This window comes from Thermosipho globiformans (assembly GCF_003990895.1).
GTDB classification, from domain to species: Bacteria; Thermotogota; Thermotogae; order Thermotogales; family Fervidobacteriaceae; genus Thermosipho; species Thermosipho japonicus.
In genome coordinates this window covers 1-21,749 of sequence record NZ_BHXD01000009.1, presented here as the reverse complement: position 1 = coordinate 21,749, position 21,749 = coordinate 1, and the positions used below count along the sequence as shown (strand labels likewise).

At 25.8% G+C, this 21,749-nt stretch carries 18 protein-coding genes and 1 pseudogene; 16 read left to right on the top strand and 3 right to left on the bottom strand.

The genetic code is table 11. The annotated features are described in order from the left end of the window. Window positions 1–56 precede the first annotated feature (56 nt). On the top strand, window positions 57–512 hold the full coding sequence (locus tag EO083_RS07000; protein ID WP_126993446.1) for a hypothetical protein: 456 nt from the start codon (window positions 57–59) through the stop codon (window positions 510–512). Window positions 513–704: 192 nt separating this feature from the next. Then, the gene (locus EO083_RS06995) at window positions 705–1,442 is read left to right on the top strand and encodes a sulfite exporter TauE/SafE family protein (protein ID WP_126993445.1); all 738 of its coding nucleotides are present in this window, start codon (window positions 705–707) and stop codon (window positions 1,440–1,442) included. Here EO083_RS06995 and EO083_RS06990 read toward each other — a convergent pair whose 3' ends face one another. Then, on the bottom strand, window positions 1,443–2,366 hold the full coding sequence (locus EO083_RS06990; RefSeq protein WP_126993444.1) for a serine aminopeptidase domain-containing protein: 924 nt from the start codon (window positions 2,364–2,366) through the stop codon (window positions 1,443–1,445). It abuts the gene before it with no gap. A gap of 157 nt (window positions 2,367–2,523) precedes the next feature. Here EO083_RS06990 and EO083_RS06985 point away from each other — a divergent pair, with 157 nt between their 5' ends. Beyond that, on the top strand, window positions 2,524–3,387 hold the full coding sequence (locus tag EO083_RS06985; RefSeq protein ID WP_126993443.1) for an EamA family transporter: 864 nt from the start codon (window positions 2,524–2,526) through the stop codon (window positions 3,385–3,387). Window positions 3,388–3,458: 71 nt separating this feature from the next. On the opposite strand, the gene EO083_RS06980 is transcribed toward EO083_RS06985, so the two are convergent. Further along, window positions 3,459–4,016 carry a hypothetical protein gene (locus tag EO083_RS06980; protein ID WP_126993442.1) on the bottom strand — a complete coding sequence of 186 codons (558 nt, stop codon included), beginning with the start codon at window positions 4,014–4,016 and terminating at the stop codon, window positions 3,459–3,461. A gap of 317 nt (window positions 4,017–4,333) precedes the next feature. On the opposite strand from EO083_RS06980, the gene EO083_RS06975 reads away from it, so the two are divergent. The 12 genes and pseudogenes from EO083_RS06975 (at window position 4,334) to EO083_RS10170 (ending at window position 19,171) form a co-directional block, all read left to right on the top strand. Then, window positions 4,334–4,507, top strand: coding sequence for a multidrug transporter (locus EO083_RS06975; protein ID WP_126993441.1), 174 nt, complete (start codon window positions 4,334–4,336; stop codon window positions 4,505–4,507). 70 nt (window positions 4,508–4,577) lie between these two features. Then, window positions 4,578–5,717, top strand: coding sequence for a lysoplasmalogenase (locus EO083_RS06970; protein ID WP_126993440.1), 1,140 nt, complete (start codon window positions 4,578–4,580; stop codon window positions 5,715–5,717). A gap of 24 nt (window positions 5,718–5,741) precedes the next feature. After that, on the top strand, window positions 5,742–6,440 hold the full coding sequence (locus EO083_RS06965) for a C69 family dipeptidase (RefSeq protein WP_126993439.1): 699 nt from the start codon (window positions 5,742–5,744) through the stop codon (window positions 6,438–6,440). Between the two features lie 11 nt (window positions 6,441–6,451). Further along, window positions 6,452–6,877 carry a hypothetical protein gene (locus EO083_RS06960; RefSeq protein ID WP_126993438.1) on the top strand — a complete coding sequence of 142 codons (426 nt, stop codon included), beginning with the start codon at window positions 6,452–6,454 and terminating at the stop codon, window positions 6,875–6,877. Window positions 6,878–6,889: 12 nt separating this feature from the next. Beyond that, the gene (gene pgeF / locus EO083_RS06955) at window positions 6,890–7,681 is read left to right on the top strand and encodes a peptidoglycan editing factor PgeF (protein WP_126993437.1); all 792 of its coding nucleotides are present in this window, start codon (window positions 6,890–6,892) and stop codon (window positions 7,679–7,681) included. A 416-nt stretch (window positions 7,682–8,097) separates the two neighbouring features. Next, the gene (locus EO083_RS06950; protein ID WP_126993436.1) at window positions 8,098–9,027 is read left to right on the top strand and encodes a COG2958 family protein; all 930 of its coding nucleotides are present in this window, start codon (window positions 8,098–8,100) and stop codon (window positions 9,025–9,027) included. Between the two features lie 117 nt (window positions 9,028–9,144). Continuing rightward, window positions 9,145–12,351 (top strand): helicase-related protein, encoded by a 3,207-nt coding sequence (locus tag EO083_RS06945; protein WP_126993435.1) that lies wholly within the window; start codon window positions 9,145–9,147, stop codon window positions 12,349–12,351. Between the two features lie 66 nt (window positions 12,352–12,417). Next, window positions 12,418–15,666 carry an Eco57I restriction-modification methylase domain-containing protein gene (locus EO083_RS06940; protein ID WP_126993434.1) on the top strand — a complete coding sequence of 1,083 codons (3,249 nt, stop codon included), beginning with the start codon at window positions 12,418–12,420 and terminating at the stop codon, window positions 15,664–15,666. A 326-nt stretch (window positions 15,667–15,992) separates the two neighbouring features. Next, window positions 15,993–16,157 carry a hypothetical protein gene (locus tag EO083_RS09885; protein WP_164723705.1) on the top strand — a complete coding sequence of 55 codons (165 nt, stop codon included), beginning with the start codon at window positions 15,993–15,995 and terminating at the stop codon, window positions 16,155–16,157. Between the two features lie 791 nt (window positions 16,158–16,948). Further along, on the top strand, window positions 16,949–17,317 hold the full coding sequence (locus EO083_RS06935) for a hypothetical protein (RefSeq protein ID WP_126993433.1): 369 nt from the start codon (window positions 16,949–16,951) through the stop codon (window positions 17,315–17,317). A gap of 422 nt (window positions 17,318–17,739) precedes the next feature. Next, window positions 17,740–18,561: a hypothetical protein gene (locus tag EO083_RS06930; protein WP_241230009.1), complete on the top strand. Its 822-nt coding sequence runs from the start codon at window positions 17,740–17,742 to the stop codon at window positions 18,559–18,561. Between the two features lie 82 nt (window positions 18,562–18,643). Continuing rightward, window positions 18,644–19,171, top strand: a pseudogene (locus EO083_RS10170) (TspO/MBR family protein). 292 nt (window positions 19,172–19,463) lie between these two features. Here EO083_RS10170 and EO083_RS06920 read toward each other — a convergent pair. Beyond that, window positions 19,464–20,618: an MFS transporter gene (locus EO083_RS06920; protein ID WP_126993432.1), complete on the bottom strand. Its 1,155-nt coding sequence runs from the start codon at window positions 20,616–20,618 to the stop codon at window positions 19,464–19,466. A gap of 441 nt (window positions 20,619–21,059) precedes the next feature. Here EO083_RS06920 and EO083_RS06915 point away from each other — a divergent pair, with 441 nt between their 5' ends. Then, window positions 21,060–21,704, top strand: coding sequence for an ATP-binding cassette domain-containing protein (locus tag EO083_RS06915; RefSeq protein ID WP_206512281.1), 645 nt, complete (start codon window positions 21,060–21,062; stop codon window positions 21,702–21,704). Window positions 21,705–21,749: the final 45 nt, after the last annotated feature.

Here is a 21,749-nt window from a genome sequence, read left to right as displayed (position 1 = left end):
AGTTAAAATGCAATATAAGGTAACTTATATTGCATTGCTAAAAAAGGAGTGAGAAATTGGTTGTAAAGTCTAGGTTTGTTATTGTTCCAATGCCAGTTATGCAATTTGTAATGAAAGCAAGGCCAGCAAATGCCGGTAGAGCATATTTATATCTTTATTCTATGTCGATTGCAGTGGGTAAAAAAGTGACTCCATGGATTTCATATAGAGATTTAGCAGATTATTTTGGCGTTAAATATGGAACTATTGAGCTTTCGATGAGGCTTTTGCAAAGATTAAATGCAATTGTTCCAATTGCCAGAAAAAATAAGAAAGGATATGGTCAAAAATATATTGTAAATGTTCCTGAATATGTTAATGGTGAATTTATTTTTGTGGATTTAGAAGAATCATCAATATTTGATGATTTAGTATTCGATGAAAATTCAAAAACATTTGTGTCGGTTATAAAAAGGTTTAAATCAAGAAAAGAAAAAGCTATGAAGGATCAATTGAAACTGTTTGATGATTAAATAATTTTATTTAAATAAAAATCTGCCAAGCAATAGCTTGGCTTTTTTGTTTTTATAAATTAAGTTCATGTAGATATATTTATATGTAAGATAAAAACAAAAAAGTATTGAACAGATATTTGTTCAACAATATTTTATATCATCCAAAAAAATATAGTATAATATATAAAAATAAAAACAGGGGGCTAAAAAATGGCAATACTTTTATACTTATTTCTCTTTTTTGCAGGTGTTGCAGCAGGATTTATAAATGTTCTTGCTGGTGGTGGATCAATGCTTACATTACCAGTTTTAACATTACTTGGTCTGGATATTTCTGTTGCAAATGGTACTAACAGGGTAGGTATTTTACTCCAAAACATAATTGCAACAAAAAATTTTAAAAAACATAGACTTTTTACATTAAAGGAGGGCTTTATAATTGCTTTGCCTGCAACTATTGGTGCAATCTTTGGTACTTTTACTGTCTTAAATTTAAACAAAGAACTTCTTGAAAAGATTATAGGTACTATTTTTTTGGTTATGAGCTTTTTTATATTGTATAAACCAAAAGTATGGGAAGAAGGAAAATCAGTAAATAGAAATTATTTAGTCACTTTTTTAGTATTTTTTGCAATAGGATTTTATGGCGGCTTTATTCAGGCTGGTGTTGGATTTTTTCTAATACTAGGATTAGTATTAGTTGAAGGAAATAATATTATTAAAACTAATGCCTTAAAAGTATTTATTGTTTTAAATTACACTGTATTTTCATTTCTTATTTTTTTATTCAATGGGAAAGTGGATATAATAAAAGGTCTTGTTCTTGCTACAGGGACAATGATAGGTGCTAATTTAGGTACAAAAACAGCACTAAAAACAGGTGCCAAATTTGTTAGAATATTTGTATTTTTGATGATTGTAATCTCAGCTATAAAATACATATTATAACTATTTATACAATGAGTTTTTGAAAAAATGTAAGCTTTTTCTTGCAATAACTCTTCTAAAAAAGTAAGATGATTTATGACCAGAAGGAATTGTAACTTTTCTAGCATTTTGTAATTTATTGTATAGATTATTTGATGCATTTTTAGGCATTATTTTGTCAAACATTCCTTTGAAGAATAAAACTGGCTGGTCTACAAATTTAGCGTATGAAATTGGATCGTAATGAAAGCATCCAGGCTTTAAAGAAAAAATTTCATCTATATTTTTTAACTCATTTAATTTGTTAAAACTTTCTTCTCTTAATTTTACACATTTGTTTTCATCTTTACATCCCCATTCATTGCTATATTTTTTGTATCCCTCCCTTACTGGTTCTAGATATGGCGAGTACCAATTTATCCATCGCCAATCACCACCTGTAAAACTTAAAACCCCAGCTTTTATTCTTTTATCTAAAGCCATGCTTATGGTAGCTATCATTCCACCAAAGCTAAAGCCCATTATACCAATAGGTAATTTATTTTCTATCTCTTCAATTAAATCAATTGTTCTTCTAACATCTTTAACTGCTTGGTGGAATCTTACAACACAATGAGCTGGTGAATGATGATAAAACGGTTCACCGCCTTCCCAATCAGTTTTGGCCCTCTTTTGATGGTATGGATGAATTAAAAAGTATGTTTCAAGTCCCATTTTTGAAAACTTTTCAGCAAACCACATTAAATATGGTATATGACCATTTCCAATGCCATGCAAAAATATTAATCTTCCCCATGGATTTTCTGAATTATATTTGTACACATAGATTTTTTTTGATTCAGGAATGTCTGGCTCATATACTGTATCAAACTTTAACAAAGAGTAATTTTCATGATTTTCAATCTCAAGATTAAACGGAATTGTTTTATCGTATTCATATATCATTTAATTCCCCCTTTAAAGCTATTTCTAGTAAAATAATATACCTAAATGTAAAATTTAGCAATAATAAATCTTGAAAAATTTGGTATTTATGTTATATATAGATGGTAAAATAAATTAGGGTAAAATTAGAAAATTATGAAATAGTGGAGGAATAATTATGCATTATATTACAGCAATAATGTCTGCTTTTTCATCATCAGTAACTTCTATTTTTGGTAAGTTATCGTTAAATGTGGGAGCCTCTGCTCTTCAGATATTGTTTTTAAGATTCTTTTTTTCACTTATTATTTCAGGACTGCTTTTTGTATTACAAAAAAAGAAAATTAACATTAAATATTTACTGTTTTTTGGAGTTTTTGGAATTGTTAATTATGGAATTGCAGCTTATCTTTTCTTTTATGGGTTAAGATTTTTGAATCCAGCATATGCTACAGTTTTGTTTTTTTCAAATCCAATATTTGTATTAATATTTCAAAAACTAATATATAAAGGTAATTTCAGTGTATTTAATTTGATTGCTGTAATTTTATCATTTACTGGGATAATATTATCAAATTTAGCAGAAAAAAGTATAGGTGGTTCCGAAAATTTAATATTTGGAAGCTTATTAGTTATCCTTGCAGCAATTTTTAACGCATTGTTTATTACATTAGTTGGAGATAAAATAAAAAAACTACAATTAAGTCCATTTGAAAGCAGTTTTTATACTTTTTTGGGAGTAACAATTCTGTATTTTATAATCTCAATTGCAAATAAAGAATTATATACTCTAAAATTAGATTATTACATTTACGGTCTACTACTTGCTGTATTTTCTACATTGATTCCTTTAACTCTAAATTATTTTTCATTAAGAAAGATTAATTCTACAACTTTATCTTTAATAATGCCACTTGAAATTGTATTTGCAAGTATTTTATCATTTATATTTTTTGATGAAATGTTTAATGCTTTAAAGATTTTAGGTTTTTCATTTGTTGTTGTAGCTCCAATTTTAGAAAGAATTAAGATAAAAAAGTGAGAATATATAAATTATTAACAAAGTAAAACCTCGCCATTTTTGGCGAGGTTTTTTAGTTAAAGAGGGATAAATTAATATCTTTGTCTACAGGGTCTATTTTCGTATCCACCTTGTCTTTGATTGCCTCTTTTTGACCTACCATTTTGAGTTGGTCTACCTACGTTATTTCTTTCACTCATATTACCTCTTTGGTTATTGCCTCTTTTTGCAAATGTTGGGAATCCATTCTCTCTAACTACAAATTCATTTCCATCAATTACTGCTTTTTCTAAAACAACAAATGTTTCATCTTGAAGTATAACTAACTTTCCAGAAACTTCGATTGTTTTACCACTTTCTAAATAATCTTTGAAAAGCCAAATAGGTCCAGAGTGAACTTTGTAAACCTTACCATCTGCATCAATTAGAATTTCAGAACCTTGACCAGGTACTAACTTAATTTCTTTGACAATTCCAGAAAAACTTACATCTGAAATCTTAGCAGCTTCTGGTAGATTTTGAAAAAGTGGGGTAGAGAAATTCTGTGGAGCGTTGCTTGGTTGATTTGAATAACTCCATGGTCCATAAGCAAAGATACTTACTGATAAAACAAGTAATGATAATAAGATAACACTAAACTTTTTTAACATAATAACACCTCCAAATGATTTGATTGACGTTATTAATGATACTCTTAAAAACTTAATAAGTACTTAAAGTTAGCTTAGAAATTGCTTAGAGATTTAAAATGAGATAGGTAGATATATATAAATAGAGTAATTATTAGAAAAATACACAAATAAAGCTATTCATTAGAAAATTATCTACATATATATTTGTTCAACAAAAATTAATATCATCCAAAAAAGTAAAACAACTAAAAAGCGGGAACTAATTCATTGACTTATATTAAATTTATTTGCTATAATTTAATTGGTTAATTAAAAAACTATTAAGGGGGGACGTTATGAATAGAGGAGGAGCTGTTGGAGCTACAACTTTAATAGGTTTAGGAATTGGATTTTTTACAAAATCATTTTCTCATTTTGTTGGTTCATTATTCATTGCAATTGGAGTTGGACTTTTAATTGATTATATTATTTTTGTTTTTTCTGTAAGAAAAAAGCAATCTTCCTCCTAATTAGGAGGAATTTTTTTTAATTTAATGCATTTGATATAATTAACGTACGGGGATAGGGGGGATTAAAAGAATGAAAAAGATTATTTTTATATTTCTTGTTATAATTACCACAACCTTTTTTTCAATTCAATTTGAGATTAAATTACCAGCCTACGATAAGGAAAATGGTGTTTATCAAATTTACACATTTGAACATCCAGATAAACTTGAAGTTACCGTAGTTTTCTGGGATGAAGATCATCCTAATCCATTTATTGATTTCATATATGACATATATCGTTTTTTTAAATGGGGAAGATTTTATGACATTGAAACATTTTACATTTCAAAAGATAGCGTAATTTTTGAAGACGATTATTGTGACCCTCAATCATATTTTCAAACTGAAAATTTACATAATTATATAAAATTAACAACTGATGATTTTGAAAAAGACGGCGAAAAATTAGTAGTATACGTTTCTACTTGGAACCACATGTTTTCAAATAAACCTCTTCCTAATACAAACTATATAAGTTATTATCCCACTAATCTTGTTGGAACTAGAAGAGATGTTGAACAATTTTTTAGTTGGCATAAAAATAAAAAACTTATTACTACGTTTGTTCTCACCTTAATAGTTTTTATTTTTTCTGTTTTAACAATTTTTTTTAAGAAAAAATCAAAAAGTAAGGTTATTTTTAAAGTACTAACAACGTTTACAATATTACTTATTGCACTATTGAACTCCTCAGGTGTTGAATTTTTAGTTGTTGCTGGGCTGTTTTTTGGAATGTTAGGAGACTTTCTTTTGGAATTTGAAGATAAATTTTTGCATGGAATGGTTTTATTTCTATTAGGTCATATATTCTATTCACTCTCCTTTTTTATGAAATTTGGTGTTCCAAATATTTTAGTCTTTTTTATAGTTCTTTTTATTTTATTAATTCTCTATTTTGTTATATTGTTTAAAAAAGCAAAAGACTTTAAAATCCCAATTTTAGTTTACACAATTGCTATTGGCATAATGCTTTCCTTTACATTTTCTCCTGCATTTAAAAATATATATTATTTAAGATTTATGCTGCCACTAGCAGGTGGATTATTTGTTTTCTCAGATTTTTTAATTGCTATTGAAAAGTTTGTAAGAAAAATAAAATATTCTGAGATAATTATATTAGGAACGTATTTTTTAGCTCAACTTATAATTGCTCTATCTACTATCTTTTAAAATGAATAAATTGGAGGAATTTTTATGTGTGATACTATGGTTGCATTGCAAAATGCAACTATTGATGGTTCAGTAATCTTTGCAAAAAATAGTGATAGAGAACCTAATGAACCTCATATAGGTGTTTATGTCCAAAGAAAAAAGCATAAAGAAAAAAAGGTAAAATGTACATATATAGAAATAGAACAAGTACCTGAAACTTATTCATATATATTATTTAAACCTTTTTGGATTTGGGGAGCAGAAATGGGGGTAAACGAATATGGAGTTGTTATAGGCAATGAAGCTGTGTTTACCAAACTTATTTCTAAGGAAAAATCTTTAATAGGAATGGATTATGTAAGATTGGTACTTGAAAGATCAAAATCTGCAAAAGAAGCTGTTGATACAATTATTAATCTTTTAGAAAAATATGGTCAAGGAGGTAAATGCGGATATTCTAAGAATTTATACTATGACAACTCATACCTAATTGCAGACTTTAATGAAGCCTACGTTCTTGAAACTGCTGGAAAAGAATGGGTATATAAAAAAATAAAAGATGTATACTCTATTTCTAATTCATTAACTCTAAAAGATGATTATGATAAGTCATCATTCAAAGAAAAAAATTTTAAAGAAACATTTGAAAAAAAGCTTTTAGCCAAAATTGCATCTGGAGATTTTCGAAAAAATATAACTTATGCAAAACTAAAAAATTTATCAGGTAAAATAGTAAAATAGATGTGAAAGATATGATAGATATTTTAAGAATACATACTGATTCAAAGAATTTTATAAACGGTTCACTAAAAAGTATATGTATGCATTCAGGAAGCTTAATTTCTAGTGAAACTACTGGTAGTTTTGTTGTTAAATTAAAAGATAGGATAATAAGAATATATGCAACTTTAAGTCCAAGACCGTGTTCTTCTATCTTTAAGCCACTTGCATTCAACAACTTTTTGTATAATGAAGATGAAGTTCAAAGTGCCGTAAATTACTGGTCTAAGAGAAAAAAACTTGTTGAAAAAATTTCTAAAAATCCAGAACTTAAAAAGAAATTTATTCAAGAAAGAGATAAACTAGAAAATGAAATTTTAAATACTAAATGGAATGAAAAATCACTAATAGAGCTTTGGGATAAAGAAGATATGTTAATTAATGAATTTTTACTTTAAGGGAGGAATAACATGCAAATAGGAAATTATGTTTGCAAAGAAATAAATGGACTTTTTCTTTGTAGGTCAAGTCTTTTATGTCAGTTTAATAAACTATTTCATGTAGTTACAACACGAAAAGTAAATAAAAATCAATTTAATATTGATGAACTTGACATGTCATTTAGTAATGAAAATTTCAAAGATCATTACATTTTATTGTCAAACAATTTGGGACTAGATTTAAATAAATTTATCTTTACAAATCAAGCTCATGAAAACAAAGTTGAATATGTAAATAATAAAAACTTAAAAGGTGAATTTTATGAAAATGTAATTAGTACAACAGATGGTCTTATTACAGATGAAAAGGGAATATTTTTAGTCACCAAATATGCAGATTGTATGCCAATAATTGCGTATGATCCTATTAAAAATGTTTTAGGTGTTGCCCATTCAGGATGGCGTGGAACATTGATTGATATGCCAAAACATCTTATTATTAAAATGATGAATGAATTCGGTAGTAATCCAGAAAATATTTTTGTAAGTATAGGACCATCCATAGGGCCTGAAAGTTTTGAAGTAGGCAAAGATGTAGCAGAAAAGTTTGCTAAAAAATTTGGCGATATGTTTATCAAGGAACGCAACAATAAATACTTTGTTAATCTATGGCAAATAGCAGAAAATCAAATATATGAAATTGGGGTTAGAAATATAGAAATATCATTAATTGATACTTACAGCACCACAGATTATTTTTATTCATATAGGAAAGAGAAGACGAAAAAAAGATTTGCTGTGATTGTTGGATTAATACCTTAAATATCAAAAAATGATGCTATTTAGAGTCGATTTTTATTGAATTTATTTTAGCTAATATAGATTATAATATTTTATCTCAATGACCTATTATTAATAAGAGAACATACATGAAGCAGGAGATATTGAATAAAATATTAGTTAAAAATTTTAATGCTTAGCTAAAAAAGGAAATAAACGAAGCTGAAAAAACATTTTATCATCAACAAAACTCATTCAAAAAAAATAACTAAATCAATGAGCGAAAAATACAGAAAAAATGAAGAAAAGTTTTTGAAATAATGTGAGAAAACATAAAAAACTAAGAAAATATGAAGGCATATCTTACACAAAAAATTATATTCTATTTCAAGTAATGAATCTTTTTTCACCAATATTGTTTTATATGAAAGTCTTTAGAAAGAAAGAGGTGCAAAATTATGGATAAGTTAACCTTTAAAGAATTGGCGATTAAAATACTTGAAGAAGAAAAACGTCCTTTAACGGTAGAAGAAATATGGGAACTAGCTAAGAAAAAAGGATACGATAAATTATGTAGCTCACAAGGTAAAACTCCATGGAGAACAATAGGTGCACAAATTTATGTAGATATAAGAGATAATCCTCTTTCTCCTTTCGTAAAAATAGGCTCCAAGCCACGGAAATTCTTTTTAAAAAAATTGGCATCAGAAACTGAATTGAAAAAAATAGAAGAAAAAGAAAAAGGGAAGATTGAAGGTCCCAAAAAATTAAACTATTCAGAAAGGGAACTACATCCTTTCCTAACGTATTTCGCTTATACATATATGGGAATTTATACAAAAACAATATACCACGAAAAATCAAGCAAAAGAAAATATTCACAATGGTTGCATCCAGACATTGTAGGAGTATATTTTCCGATTGAAGAATGGAAAAGTGAAGTTCTTGATTTTGCAAAAGAAATAGGTTCGTCATCGATAATTTTGTATTCTTTCGAATTGAAAAGAGAGATTGGATTTCACAACCTTAGAGAATCTTTCTTTCAAGCAGTATCAAATTCCTCTTGGGCAAATGAAGGTTATTTAGTAGCTGCAAACATAGATAAAGATGAAGAATTAATGAATGAACTAAAAAGATTATCTACAGCATTTGGCATTGGTGTAATTAAACTGGATATTGAGAATCCAGATTCGTCAGAAATCATTTTCCCTTCGAAACATAAAAGAGACTTAGATTGGGATACTATAAATAAACTTGCAGAAGAAAATCCAGATTTTAAAGGATTTCTGAAAAGAATAAAAGTAGATCTTTCCAGTAAAGAAATTAGAAAAGAAAAATATGATAAACTTTTTGAGGGTGAAGAACTTATTAAAAGAATTAAAAAATGAAACTATGTTGGTTTATTTTTTTATAAGCGTTTCATATTTTAATTTATTATATTCTAATCCATAGCATTAAACTTGTCAGTAAGTTTATAATGAATTTATTGGAAAAGAGGTATAAAAATGGAAATGAGAACTTTTATTACAAACAAACATAAAAAGTTATCAGAAACATTAAAAAACATAAGTAGTTCAATTTCAAAATGTTACTTTTTAGTAGGCTATTTTTATTTTTCAGGATTTTCTGAAATTTATGAACATTATAAAGATAAAGAATTAAAAATACTTGTTGGCCTTGATATAGAAAAAGGTCTAGATGATATATATAAAGAAACTTATAATATATTTAAAACAGAGGATAAATCAAAATTATCAATAAGAGAGGACTATTATAATAAACTTAAAGAATTTATTAATAATACTAATTACTATGATTTATCAAAAATGCAAGAAGCATTTGAAGTTTTCTTAGAAAAAATTAAAAATGGAACACTTGAAATAAGAAAAACAAAAAACTCTACACATTCAAAAATGTATATTTTTGAAAGAAAAAATAAGGAAAATGGAGAAAATCCAGGCTATGTAATTGTTGGTTCAAGTAATTTTTCTGCAAGTGGTCTCTCATCTCAAAATGAGGTTAATGTATTTTTAAGGGATCCTCATTATTTTATTGAAGCAAAAGAAATCTTTGATAAGCTTTGGGAAGAATCTGTAGAAATTGTAAGTAAAGATAATTTCACAGAATTCGAAGAAAAAGTTGTTAAAGAAACTTTTCTTGGCATTGTTCCTTCTCCTGAACTAATTTATGTTAGAGCTCTTTACGAATATTTTGAAACAAAACAGCTTGAAGAAGAATATTTGCCCTCAGCAATTACAAATAATAAATTTTATGATTTAAAATATCAAATAGATGCGATTGAAAAAGCAGTATCAATTTTAAGACAACATAATGGAGCAATAATTGCAGATGTTGTAGGGTTAGGTAAAACAGTAATAGCTTCAACAATAGCTCATGTTTTAAGAAAAAAAACAATTATAATATCTCCTCCACATCTTGTAAGTACATGGGAAATGTATAAAGAAGATTTTGATTTTCAAGGTAAGGTTTTTAGTAGTGGAAAATTATCAGATGTATTGGATTACATGGAAAAAATAAATAGCAACGAATTTTTAATAATTGTAGATGAATCACATAGATTTAGAAATAATGAAACCCAAAACTATGCTTTACTTCATCAAATTTGTTATGGAAATAAGGTTATCTTATTAACTGCAACGCCTTTTAATAATAGGCCATTAGAAATTTTTAACTTAATTTCTTTATTCCAAAACCCAGCTAGGGCGACATTTATTAATACAAAGGGTAAAAATTTGTATTACATTTTTAAAAAATTAGATGATGAATTTAAAGATGCTAGAAAAAAAGATGATAAAGAAAAAATTAAAAGTATATCTGAAGAAATTCGTAATATAATAAATCCACTAATAATTAGAAGAACAAGGCTTGATTTGCAAAAAATAGATATTTATAGAGAAGATCTTCAATCACAAAATATTACTTTTCCAAAAGTTAATGAGCCTCAATCTTTAACATATAAATTAGATGATATAAAAGACAAATATCTTTTAACTCTTGAAATGATTTGTCCAACGGAAGAAAACGATAGTAAATTTTTCAGAGCTTCTAGATATAGAGTAACCCACTATATTAAGAATTTCAATAAATATAAAGAACAACTAATTGAGTATTTTGGCACAGAAAATTTTGAAATTTTGCATGAGAATCTTTCACAATTTATGAGAAAATTATTGGTTAGAAGATTTGAAAGCTCATTAGAAGCTTTCAAAAAATCTATTGAGAATATGATGAAATACACAAAAATTATGATTAAATGGTATAAAGCGGGTAAAGTTCCTATTTATAAAAGAGGTGGAATTATTGATCCTGAGCTTATTTTTGATAATGATTATATCGATGAAGATTTATTAAAAGATGAAAAACTAGAAAGTTTAAAAGAAAAAGGATACTTTTTTATTGACTCTAAAGAAATCAAAAAGGCATTTTTAGAAGATATGGAATCTGACTTAGAAATTTTGGAAGAAATATATAATATGTGGTTTTCTAATAATCAATTATTTAAAATAGAAGATAAAAAACTAATTTCCTTTAAGGATCATTTAAAAATATTATATTCACAAAAACCAAACAGAAAAATTGTTGTTTTTTCGGAATTTATTGATACTGTAAATTATTTATATGAAAATCTCAAAGACGATTTTAAAACAATGAAGTATACAAGTGAAGATGCAAGAGAATTTAATAGAAAAATAATTATGCAGGAATTTGATGCAAATTATGAAAACCAAGCTAATGATGTTCAACTGTTAATTGCAACAGATGCACTATCTGAAGGTTTTAATTTAAACAGGGCAGATGTATTGATTAATTATGATATTCCATATAATCCTACTAGAGTTATACAAAGAGTTGGAAGAATTAATAGAATTGGTAAGAATGTGCAAAAAGAAATATTTATTTATAATTATTTTCCCTCTGAAATTGGAGAAGATGAAACTTCGGTAAAGAAAATTTCTACAGCTAAAATACATATGTTTAATTTTATTTTTGGAACTGATATGAAAACTTTGACTTCTGAAGAAGAATTAAATTCATATTTTGCAAAAGAGTTATCAGATGAAGAAATTTCATGGGATGTTGAATTTTTAAACGACTTACATCGATATCAGAATTTTAAAAAGAATATATATAATGAAGCTCTAAAATTACCAAAAAGAGTCAGAACAAAGATTTTGGTAGCAAATTTAGATGGTGCTTTAGTATTTGCCAAAGAAGGAACTAATTTGACGTTTCTGATGTTAAATCATGATGACATTGATAAATGGCCAATAGAAAAAGCTCTAAAGTTATTAAAAGAGGTAAAAAATAAAAAATCTATAAAAGTTGATTCAAAATTAGACAAATTCTTAGAAAAGATTAAAGATTACAAAATGGAAATAGAAGAAAGCGTAAATTTGAGTCCTCAATCAATAGAATTTAAATTGTTAGCTTTTCTTAATTATAACAATTTAAATGATGAATATTTTGAGTTATTAGAGAAGGTAATTAAATTGAGAATTTTACCAAGATTTTATATAAAGCAGATTTATGAATTAACTAAAAATTTAAAGGATAAAGAGGAATGTATTAAAAAAATTAAAAATCTTATACCAGAAACATATCTGAAAAAATTATATAATGGTAATAATAAACATATAAAAGATGCTGAAATCATCTTTATTGAGCAATTTGAAAGACAAGCAAATAATTAATGAGAACATAATTTTTTATTATATGATAATTGTTTTTTTAATTTAAAGCAAAAATGGAGGGATACTATGGATTTTTCAAAAAGATATAACAGAGAGGAATTTCAAAAATTTTTAGAATCATTCTTAACTGATGGATTTGTTCGAAAAAATTCATATATTCCTGTTGATGATTATATAAGTTCCAAGAGTAGATACATTAAAGAATGCTATCTCATAGGAGAAGATGAAAAGCTTAAAATACCAATTTATGAATTCAAACACACATCTCAATCAGATCCTCGAATTTCATTAACAAAGGAAGCATTTAGGATTCTTAGAAATCAGTTTGTTGAAAATGCACTGGCAGTCTTTATTTCCGAAAACTCGGATGACTATAGATTTTCTTATTTAACAGTTAATTACAGATATGAAGGAAAAGTAATTGTTGAAACTTCTAATCCAAAACGTTATTCATTTTTATTAGGTCCGAATTCCAAATTGCATACAGTGATGACTCAGCTCTCTGGTAAAGTAAATTCTTTAGAAGATTTAAGAAATAGGTTTTCTATTGAAGTTGTTAATAAAGAGTTTTATAAAGGGATTCATGATATTTTTTATAAGTTTGTTAATAATATTTCTTTGCCATATGACGATAATGATGAAAACAGAAAAAATTTTACAATTAGATTTTTAAGTAGAATTATTTTCTTATGGTTTTTAAAAAAGAAGAAATCCATACAAGGTAAGCCTTTAATTCCAGAAGAAATATTGTCATCAAAGGCTATAAGGCAAAATTACTATCATACAGTTCTCGAACCTTTATTTTTTGAAATATTAAATACTCCCATCAGGTTAAGAAAACGAAATTTTGAAATTAATACATTTGATTTAATTCGATTTTTTGAGGAAATACCATTTTTGAATGGAGGGTTATTTACTCCAAAAAAACACGATTTTTATGAATTAGAAGAAAGTGGAAAATCTAAATATTATGATTCTTTAAGAATACCAGACATTTTAATTAAAGAATTATTTGAACATTTAGAAACTTATAACTTTACAGTAGATGAGAATACTCCAATAGATATTGAATTATCTATAGATCCAGAAATGTTGGGATTAATACTTGAGAACCTGCTAGCTGAAATAAATCCAGAAACAGGAGAAAGCGCAAGAAAAGAACTTGGAAGTTTTTATACACCAAAAGAAATAGTAGATTTTATGGTGACAGAATCATTAAAGTACTATTTACTTGAACATACAAATATTTCTGAAGAAAAAATTGAAAAAATCTTGCAAAGTTATTTAGATATTCAAAATGAAGATGATTTATTAACATGTGAAGAAAAAAAAGAGATATTGAATGCTTTTTATAACATAAAAATATTAGATCCAGCATGTGGTAGTGGAGCTTTTCCAGTTGGGATGTTATTGAAACTAACACATATATTAGAATTTCTTGATCCAAAAGCAAGTTATTACAAAGAAATAATGTTTCAAAATTTATCTTCAAGCTTAAAAATTGCGTTAGAAAATAGATTTAAAACTGAAACCTTTCAATTTATACGTAAGTTACACATAATAGAAAAATCGATATATGGTGTGGATATTCAGGAAGTGGCAATTGAACTTGCGAAATTAAGAATTTATCTATCGTTGATAATTGAATCGAAAGTAGATGATACAAAAGAAAATAGAAATATTCAACCTTTACCAAATCTTGAATTCAAATTTGTAGCTGCTGATTCATTAATTAAATTACCTTTACAAAAAGATCAAATAACAATTGTAACGAAAGAAATTGAAAAATTAAAAATATTAATTAAAGAATATTTTAGTGCTATTTCAATTGAAAAAAAGAACAAATTGAAGAGAGAATTTAAAAAAATAAAAAATGGAGTTCTTAATTTTTTATTTTTAGAAGGAATTTTTGGCTATTATATACAAAACTGGGATCCATTTGGGGATGAGCCAGCAGAATTTTTCGACCCATTTTGGATGTTTGGAATTGAAGGTGGATTTGATATAGTAATAGGGAATCCACCGTATATCCAACTTCAAAAAGATAGAGGAAAATTATCAAAAAAATATAAAACACAAGGTTATAAAACATTTGATGGAGCAGGAGATATTTATTGTTTGTTTTATGAAAGAGGAATAGAACTACTAAGAGATAAAGGAGTACTTTGTTATATAACAAGTAATAAGTGGATGAGAGCAAAATATGGTGAGAAGTTAAGGGAATTTTTTGAAAAATACAATCCCAAATTAATTGTTGATTTAGGGCCAGGAGTATTTAGGGCGGCTACGGTTGATACTAATATATTAATAATTCAAAAAGAAGAAAATAAAAATGAACTAAAAGGAATTGAATTAAAGGATAGAAATACGGAAATCAGTAAATATGTTGAAGAAAATCAAAAAGAGGTTTATACATCTAAGAATGTTTGGTTTATAGGAGATAATATTGATTTTAAGATTAAAGAAAAAATAGAATCAATGGGGAAACCTTTGAAAGATTGGAATGTAAATATATATAGAGGAGTATTAACAGGGCTAAATGAGGCTTTCATTATTGATGCAAATACCAGAGATATGATATTAAACAACTGTAGAAATGAAGAAGAAAGAAAAAGAACTGAAGGAATTATTAAACCAGTTTTAAGAGGTAGGGATATTGAAAAATGGAGATATAAATGGACAGGGAAATGGTTAATAGGGACTTTTCCATCTTTAAAATTAAATATAGAGGAATTTCCAGCTTTAAAAGAATATTTTTTAAAAAATTTTGATATAAGAAAATTAGAGCAAAGTGGGAAAAAATATCCGGAGTTAGGGTTCAAAAGTAGAAAAAAAACTAGCAATAAATGGTTTGAGACGCAAGACTCTATAAATTATTACCAAGAATTTGAAAAGGAAAAGGTAGTATGGCAAAGAGTGACAAAAAAACCTATGTTTTGTATTGTTCCATTTAACTTTTATGTATTAGATAGTATGGTCTTTTTTACAGGGAATGATTTGAATTATTTAACTGGTATTTTGAATTCTAAATTGATTCATTTTTACATTTTAAAGAATGTTCATAAATTAGGCTCAAATGGTTTTTTATTATCTAATCAATTTGTAGAAAAATTACCTATATCATTATTGCATAATAAAAAAAAGTTACACCAGAAAAAAGAAATTGATTTTTTAGTTTCAAAGATAATCATGTGCCAAAAAAATAGTAATCTAATACAGAAGATTTCTAAAATTGAAATAGAACTCAATTTAATAATTTATGATTTATACGAATTAACCTCAAAAGAAATAGAATATATTGAAAGAAAAGTTTAATTATGAAAACTAAGAAAAAATTTTTAATTATAAATATTATTAAATTTTATCTGGTTCAATAAAAAATGCTATTTTTTAGAGGCGAAAAAAGTGAAAAAAATAAAAATGAAGTTGATAAAATTTTTGAAATTTTAATTTTTAAAGTTAATAAAATTATTAACAAATTAACCATGAAATTGTCCTATCTTTAAAAAGTGGGAATTATGAATACATCGAATTGCTTAAAAATAATTTATCAAGTACTATTTCTTTCATAAAAGCTAAAAAAAGAATGGAATGAAATTTTTATTAATGGGGATTTAAAGAGATAATGGCGTAGAATTTTTATGATTGATGCATCAAAAATTACTTCTAGAAAGAAATATGTAAAATTAGAAAAAAGATTGAAAACACCAGAGAAGGAATTTAGAATACCAATACTTGAGGCATTAGTTGAATTTGGTAAAATGGCAGAGGCAAAAGAAGTTCTCAAAATTGTTGGCAGAAATTGAAAGAAAAACTTAATAAATACGATTATGATAATATTTCTTCTGATTCTCGTAAAATAAGTTGGAAAGATACAGCTAGATGATGTAGAAATACACTGGCATTTTTTATTTACTTCCTATATTTATGCCTGTAAATTGTAGCATCAATTATAATTAATTGAGTATATTTCCTTATAAAATGATAATTTTATAATTTTAATAATTTCATTTCCTTTTTAGAGGGAAATGTATTAGCGAAAATAAATGCAATATAATAACTATTATATTGCATTATTCTATCGATATTTTCTTTCGTTGTTCTGAAAAATTAAATATATAAATACTTTGAGGTAATACAATAATTTGAAGCATAAAATTTTGAAATGAATCTCTGTAAAAAATGACAAGTTTTTTACTGAAGAAAATGTTTTTTTAGAAGCTACATCTTTTTGTTAGTGATTTTTTTTGGTACAAGAATAATCTTAACTAGTGTAATTTTTTCTAACCTACTTTTTACATTAACCTGAGTCTGAATAATTTTAAATAATATTAGTACGTTTTACGTACTTAAAATCTATTTACATTGATATCTGATAATCATATGCTTTTTAAATACAGAACGACATATGTTTTGGAATAACTGCTACAAACCATATTATAAAAGAATAGATAATCAAATCTATTTTGAAAAAATACAAAAAATTGTTATATAATTTATTTAGTAATCAAAAAACAAATGAATCCTTACTATAAAATCTGTAAATTTCATGGGGGGTATTTATATTAATTACTTTTACTTTGATATTGACAAAATAATGCCAAGTCAACTTTATATTTCAAAAGAAAAACTCAAAAATGTAATGAGATACATATATAATAAAGGCGTTAATAGCCTTGACCCAATACCTATTAAGAAAATTAATAATATTATTTTTTATACAGATGGTCACACAAGGGCATTTGCCCTTTGGAAATTGGGGTTTAAAAAAATTAAAGTTGAATGGGAAACAGAAGAACTTGATTGGGAATTATATTTAATTTGTATTGACTGGTGTAAAAATGAAAATATAAGTAACATTTCACATTTAAAAATTATTTCGCATAATCAATACAAAAAATGGTGGATAAAAAGGTGTGAAGATATGCATAAACTTTTATATTCTTCTCCTCGTAAGTTGAAATAGGAATTTTATATTTTTTTCTAAGAACTTTTCATACTTAGATATTAAGTTTTATTATCTTAAATTTATTATTGATGTATTTTAAATATTGATCTCATAGTCAGATTAAAAGTGAATTTGTTTGATGGAAAGGTATTCAATAAAAATTAAAAATCTACGAATTTAAATATGCTAATACTTGATGTTCTTTACAATGTTAAAATGAACTGTAGATAGTGTACAAACTTTTTTGTTATCACAAGCTCCATGAATTGTCCAATTCGTGGAGCTTTTTATTTTAGGGGGTAATTTCATAATAAACAATTACTATCTAGGAACACTTGACTACTTTTTTTATTTTCAAATAGTAAGAATATAAAATTCAATGAATTATTCGTGTATTATATAATATAAAAGTGATATAATAAATTATAGGAGGTGATATTATGGTTAAAAAAGTAATAATTATCTTTTTAATAATCTTGATTTTTCAAGCTTTTTCAGTTCAATTTTCATACATTAGGCCAAAACACGAAGAAGGTCCTTTTGTTGAATTTACGTCTTTAGGATACGCTTTTAAAAATTCTGAAATTTTGACACAGCCTCTACTTGATATATTGGGTATCTTTAACTTAAATTATAGATACTACGTTAACAATAATGCTATTTTTTCATCACAGAATTATTTCATAGATCCACTTTTTGTTTCTAGAGTGTACATGAGAGAATCAATCGAAAGTACTCCTATCTTTATTTTTGCCACGAGAAATTATTATTTTTCAAATTATATTTTTGATAGATCTTCAATTAAATCTTATTTTGAAATTATTTTTCCAGGAATAACAGACTTTTCAGATTATGTTTTTGCTATAGTACCCAGAGGATTTATTAATCTTGGTTATTTTATTTTAGATAAAATAGAAATTTTTGGCTCACTAGAAAGTGGAGTTGTTCTTAATTTAATTACATCATCTGAAACTAAAAATAGTGAATGGGATAATTTTATTAAAGAATTAAGACAAGAATCAATTTATTCAACCTTTAAATTTGGGTTTTCTTGGTATTATGATAATTATTCTGGAATCGAAGTAGGATATAGATTATTTTTATGGGGTAAGGATAGTCCTTTAAGATTTATTCAAGGATTTACTGCAACCGATTGGATTTATAATCTTCTCAGTTATACTTTATATACTGAAAATGGTCCAGAAATATTTATTCCATTTATAACTACAGATTATTACATTAGTTTTTCTACAAAATTCTAAAATAATTTGCACATGGTTATCCTGATTAAGTTATAATTTTTACTTATATACTGGCACAGTTCTTTGGATTTTAATAAATTCTATGTTTGTTTTATTTATAATTGGAAAATTTATTATATTAAAACGTAAATGGATAAACAGAATTGGGAAAAGAATTAAGTTTTTATTATCTATTATTTTAACACTGGTTATAGATTTTATTAGTTCACTAATTACAAACAAATCTCTTGATACTTGGTACATCACTATAGAAAAACCTTCCTTTAATCCAGCAAATTGGTTATTTGCGCCTCTTTGAACAATTTTGTTTATAATGATAGGATTATCACTTTTCCTTGTTTGGGAAAAAGGTTTTGGCAATAAAGTTAAAACTCTACTTTTTGTTTTCTTATTACAACTAGTGCTTAATCTTTTTTTGGTCATATTCATTTTTTGGATTAACTAATCCGCTTTTGGCTTTTATAGTTATTATTATTTTGTGAATTGCTATTTTAATAAATATAATATGCTTTATAAAGTTTCTAAAATAGCTGGATTTTTATTGATTCCATATATATTATGGGTTTTATTTGCAAGTATTTTAAATCTTGCAATTGTCATTTTGAAGTAGTAACCTTATTTAATGTACAAAACGAAATTAAAAAATTAACATTTTCAGTAAAATAAACATGCTTATTTAATTTTTAATTAATTCAATAGGTTAATTACAAAAATCTCTTGAATCTAAAATAAAAATTCAATAATTCCTTTATTTATGCCATTTAATAAAAACATCTTTATTTTCGAAAATAAAGACATTTTTTAATTTCCGGATATATCTATATATATATTACCCAAAAAAATATGCCTTATTTTTGAATATAAACGGTCTTTTGGAATGCTAACTATCTATAAATTCATTCTTATCTATTCCGATACTCTTTAAAAATTGAAATAATTATTAATTCTAAAATATTAAAAATAAGTATAAGTAGAAAACCAAAAAATATTCCAAAATACTGTCCGAGGAATCCAATTAGATATGAAGCTCCGCCCGAGAACAGAGAAGTGATAGATGATGCTAAACTAAGTGCAATACCTTTATTTGATTTATATTTCTCAACAATAACAGCTTGAATAGTTGGATAAGTAGTAGCATAAAATAAACCGGTAAAAAATATAAGTATAGAAGAAATAAAAAAATTTATCGATAAAAATACAGAAAAACTTGAAAATACCAGAGAAAAACTTATAACAAATAATAACCATTTCTTATATCCAAATTTTTCTGGCATTTTTGCAAAAAATAATCTTCCGACAAACAAACCTAACCACAGAAATGAAGGAAAAATTGCCGATCTAGAAACACTAAAACTTCTTACTTCATGTAAAAAAACAGAAATCCATGAAGAAAAGTTCATTTCATAGCTAACATAGAAGGACAGTGCTAAGATCAAAATTGCAAGTGAAAAATTTATAAGATTTTTAAAAGGCATTTGTTCTTTAACATATTCAGAATGGAATTCTTTTATGGTATTTTTTATCAAAAAAAGAAAAATAAATGGTAGCAAACTTGTTATAAACCCAATTGCAAAAGTAGTTCTCCATAAATTGGTAAATTTTAATATAAAATACGAAACTATAGGACTTATAACTGCACCAATTGCAAAAGCAGAATGAAGGAAATTTAATTTTTTTGCTTTTTTTCCAGTTCCAGAAACACCTATTAAAAATGGGATGCTCACTTCTAATGCAGCACCCCCAAAATTCATCATGAAATTGCCAAATACAAATAAAGTAAAAGAATTCATTATGAAAAGTATAAACACGCCAATAGAAAAAATAACACCCGCTATCAAAACAACATTAAATGTATTAAATTTTTCAAGCAAAAATCCAAAAACTAGTGACCCGATTAAAAAGCTTACTGAACCTAAACTTAAAGCTAGCCCAATCAATGAATGATTAATAGAAAAACTTTTTTCAATTACTGGAATTAAAGGCCCAATAAGTACTAAAACAAAACCAAATGTAAAAAAATTCAAAAATCCATATAGGTTAATAAGCTTTACCTTCATTATTTACCTCCTAAAGTTTTTATAATTATACTATAATTATACTATAATTATTCATTAAATACCATATAAATATTCAATTTAAAATTAAATTTGATTTATGGCTTCTAATTTTCTATAAATTTTAAATTGACATTTATATTTCAATAATGTATAATTTAGATTAATCAAAAATATAATAATAAAAATACAACTTTCAGAGAATTTATAAATCTTGTAAAATTTACAATCTTTGTAAAATATTAATATAAACTGATAGATGTAAATAAATAATAATTTAAATAACCTCTATGCGAAATTACTGTAATTATCATTCACAAGATAATACAATTTAAATTATCTTGATAAAAAAATCACAAGAACAAATTAATAATAAATTTTTATTTTTGTAGATTTAGCATTTTTTATTAAATAATCGAAAAAATTTTTGAGGGGGGTAAAAAAGTGGAGCCAGTTGTTTTGGAAAATGTTCGATTTTATTTTACGAAAGGACCAAAGATTGTTGAAAACTTTACTATGAAAATTAGTAAAGGTGAATTTGTTTATTTAAAAGGTTCAAATGGTTCTGGAAAAAGTACGTTTTTGAAGTTATTAGTCGGAATAATCAAACCAAAGGGTGGGAAAATAAAAGTATTGGGAAAAGAACCATACAATGAGCCAGAAGTTTTAAAAAAACTGGGAGTTGTAGTTGATGGAATGGGGCTATATAAAAATTTAAGTTTAAAAGAAAATATAATTTATTTTGCGAAAGAAAAGGGTTTTACTTATGGAAATTTAAATGAAGAACTGGAAAAGTATGAAAAATTTTGGGATATAGATTTTAATAGAAAATATAAAAAATCATCTCATGGAATGAGAAAAATTGCAAAACTAACCCTTTCATTGATAAATGAACCGGAGCTATTAATATGGGAAGAACCAGAACTTGCGCTTGATAAGGAGAGAATAGATAAGTTAATGGAAATATTAACAGAATATAAAGAAAAAGGAAATACATGTATTATCGCAGGAACAAATTATGAGATTTATAAGCCTCTAGTTGATACACTAATAGAGAAGATTTCCGGTAATGAGTCAAGCAAGAGATAAAGAAAAAAACAAAAATATTTAGTCATATAATATGGCTTTTGAGGA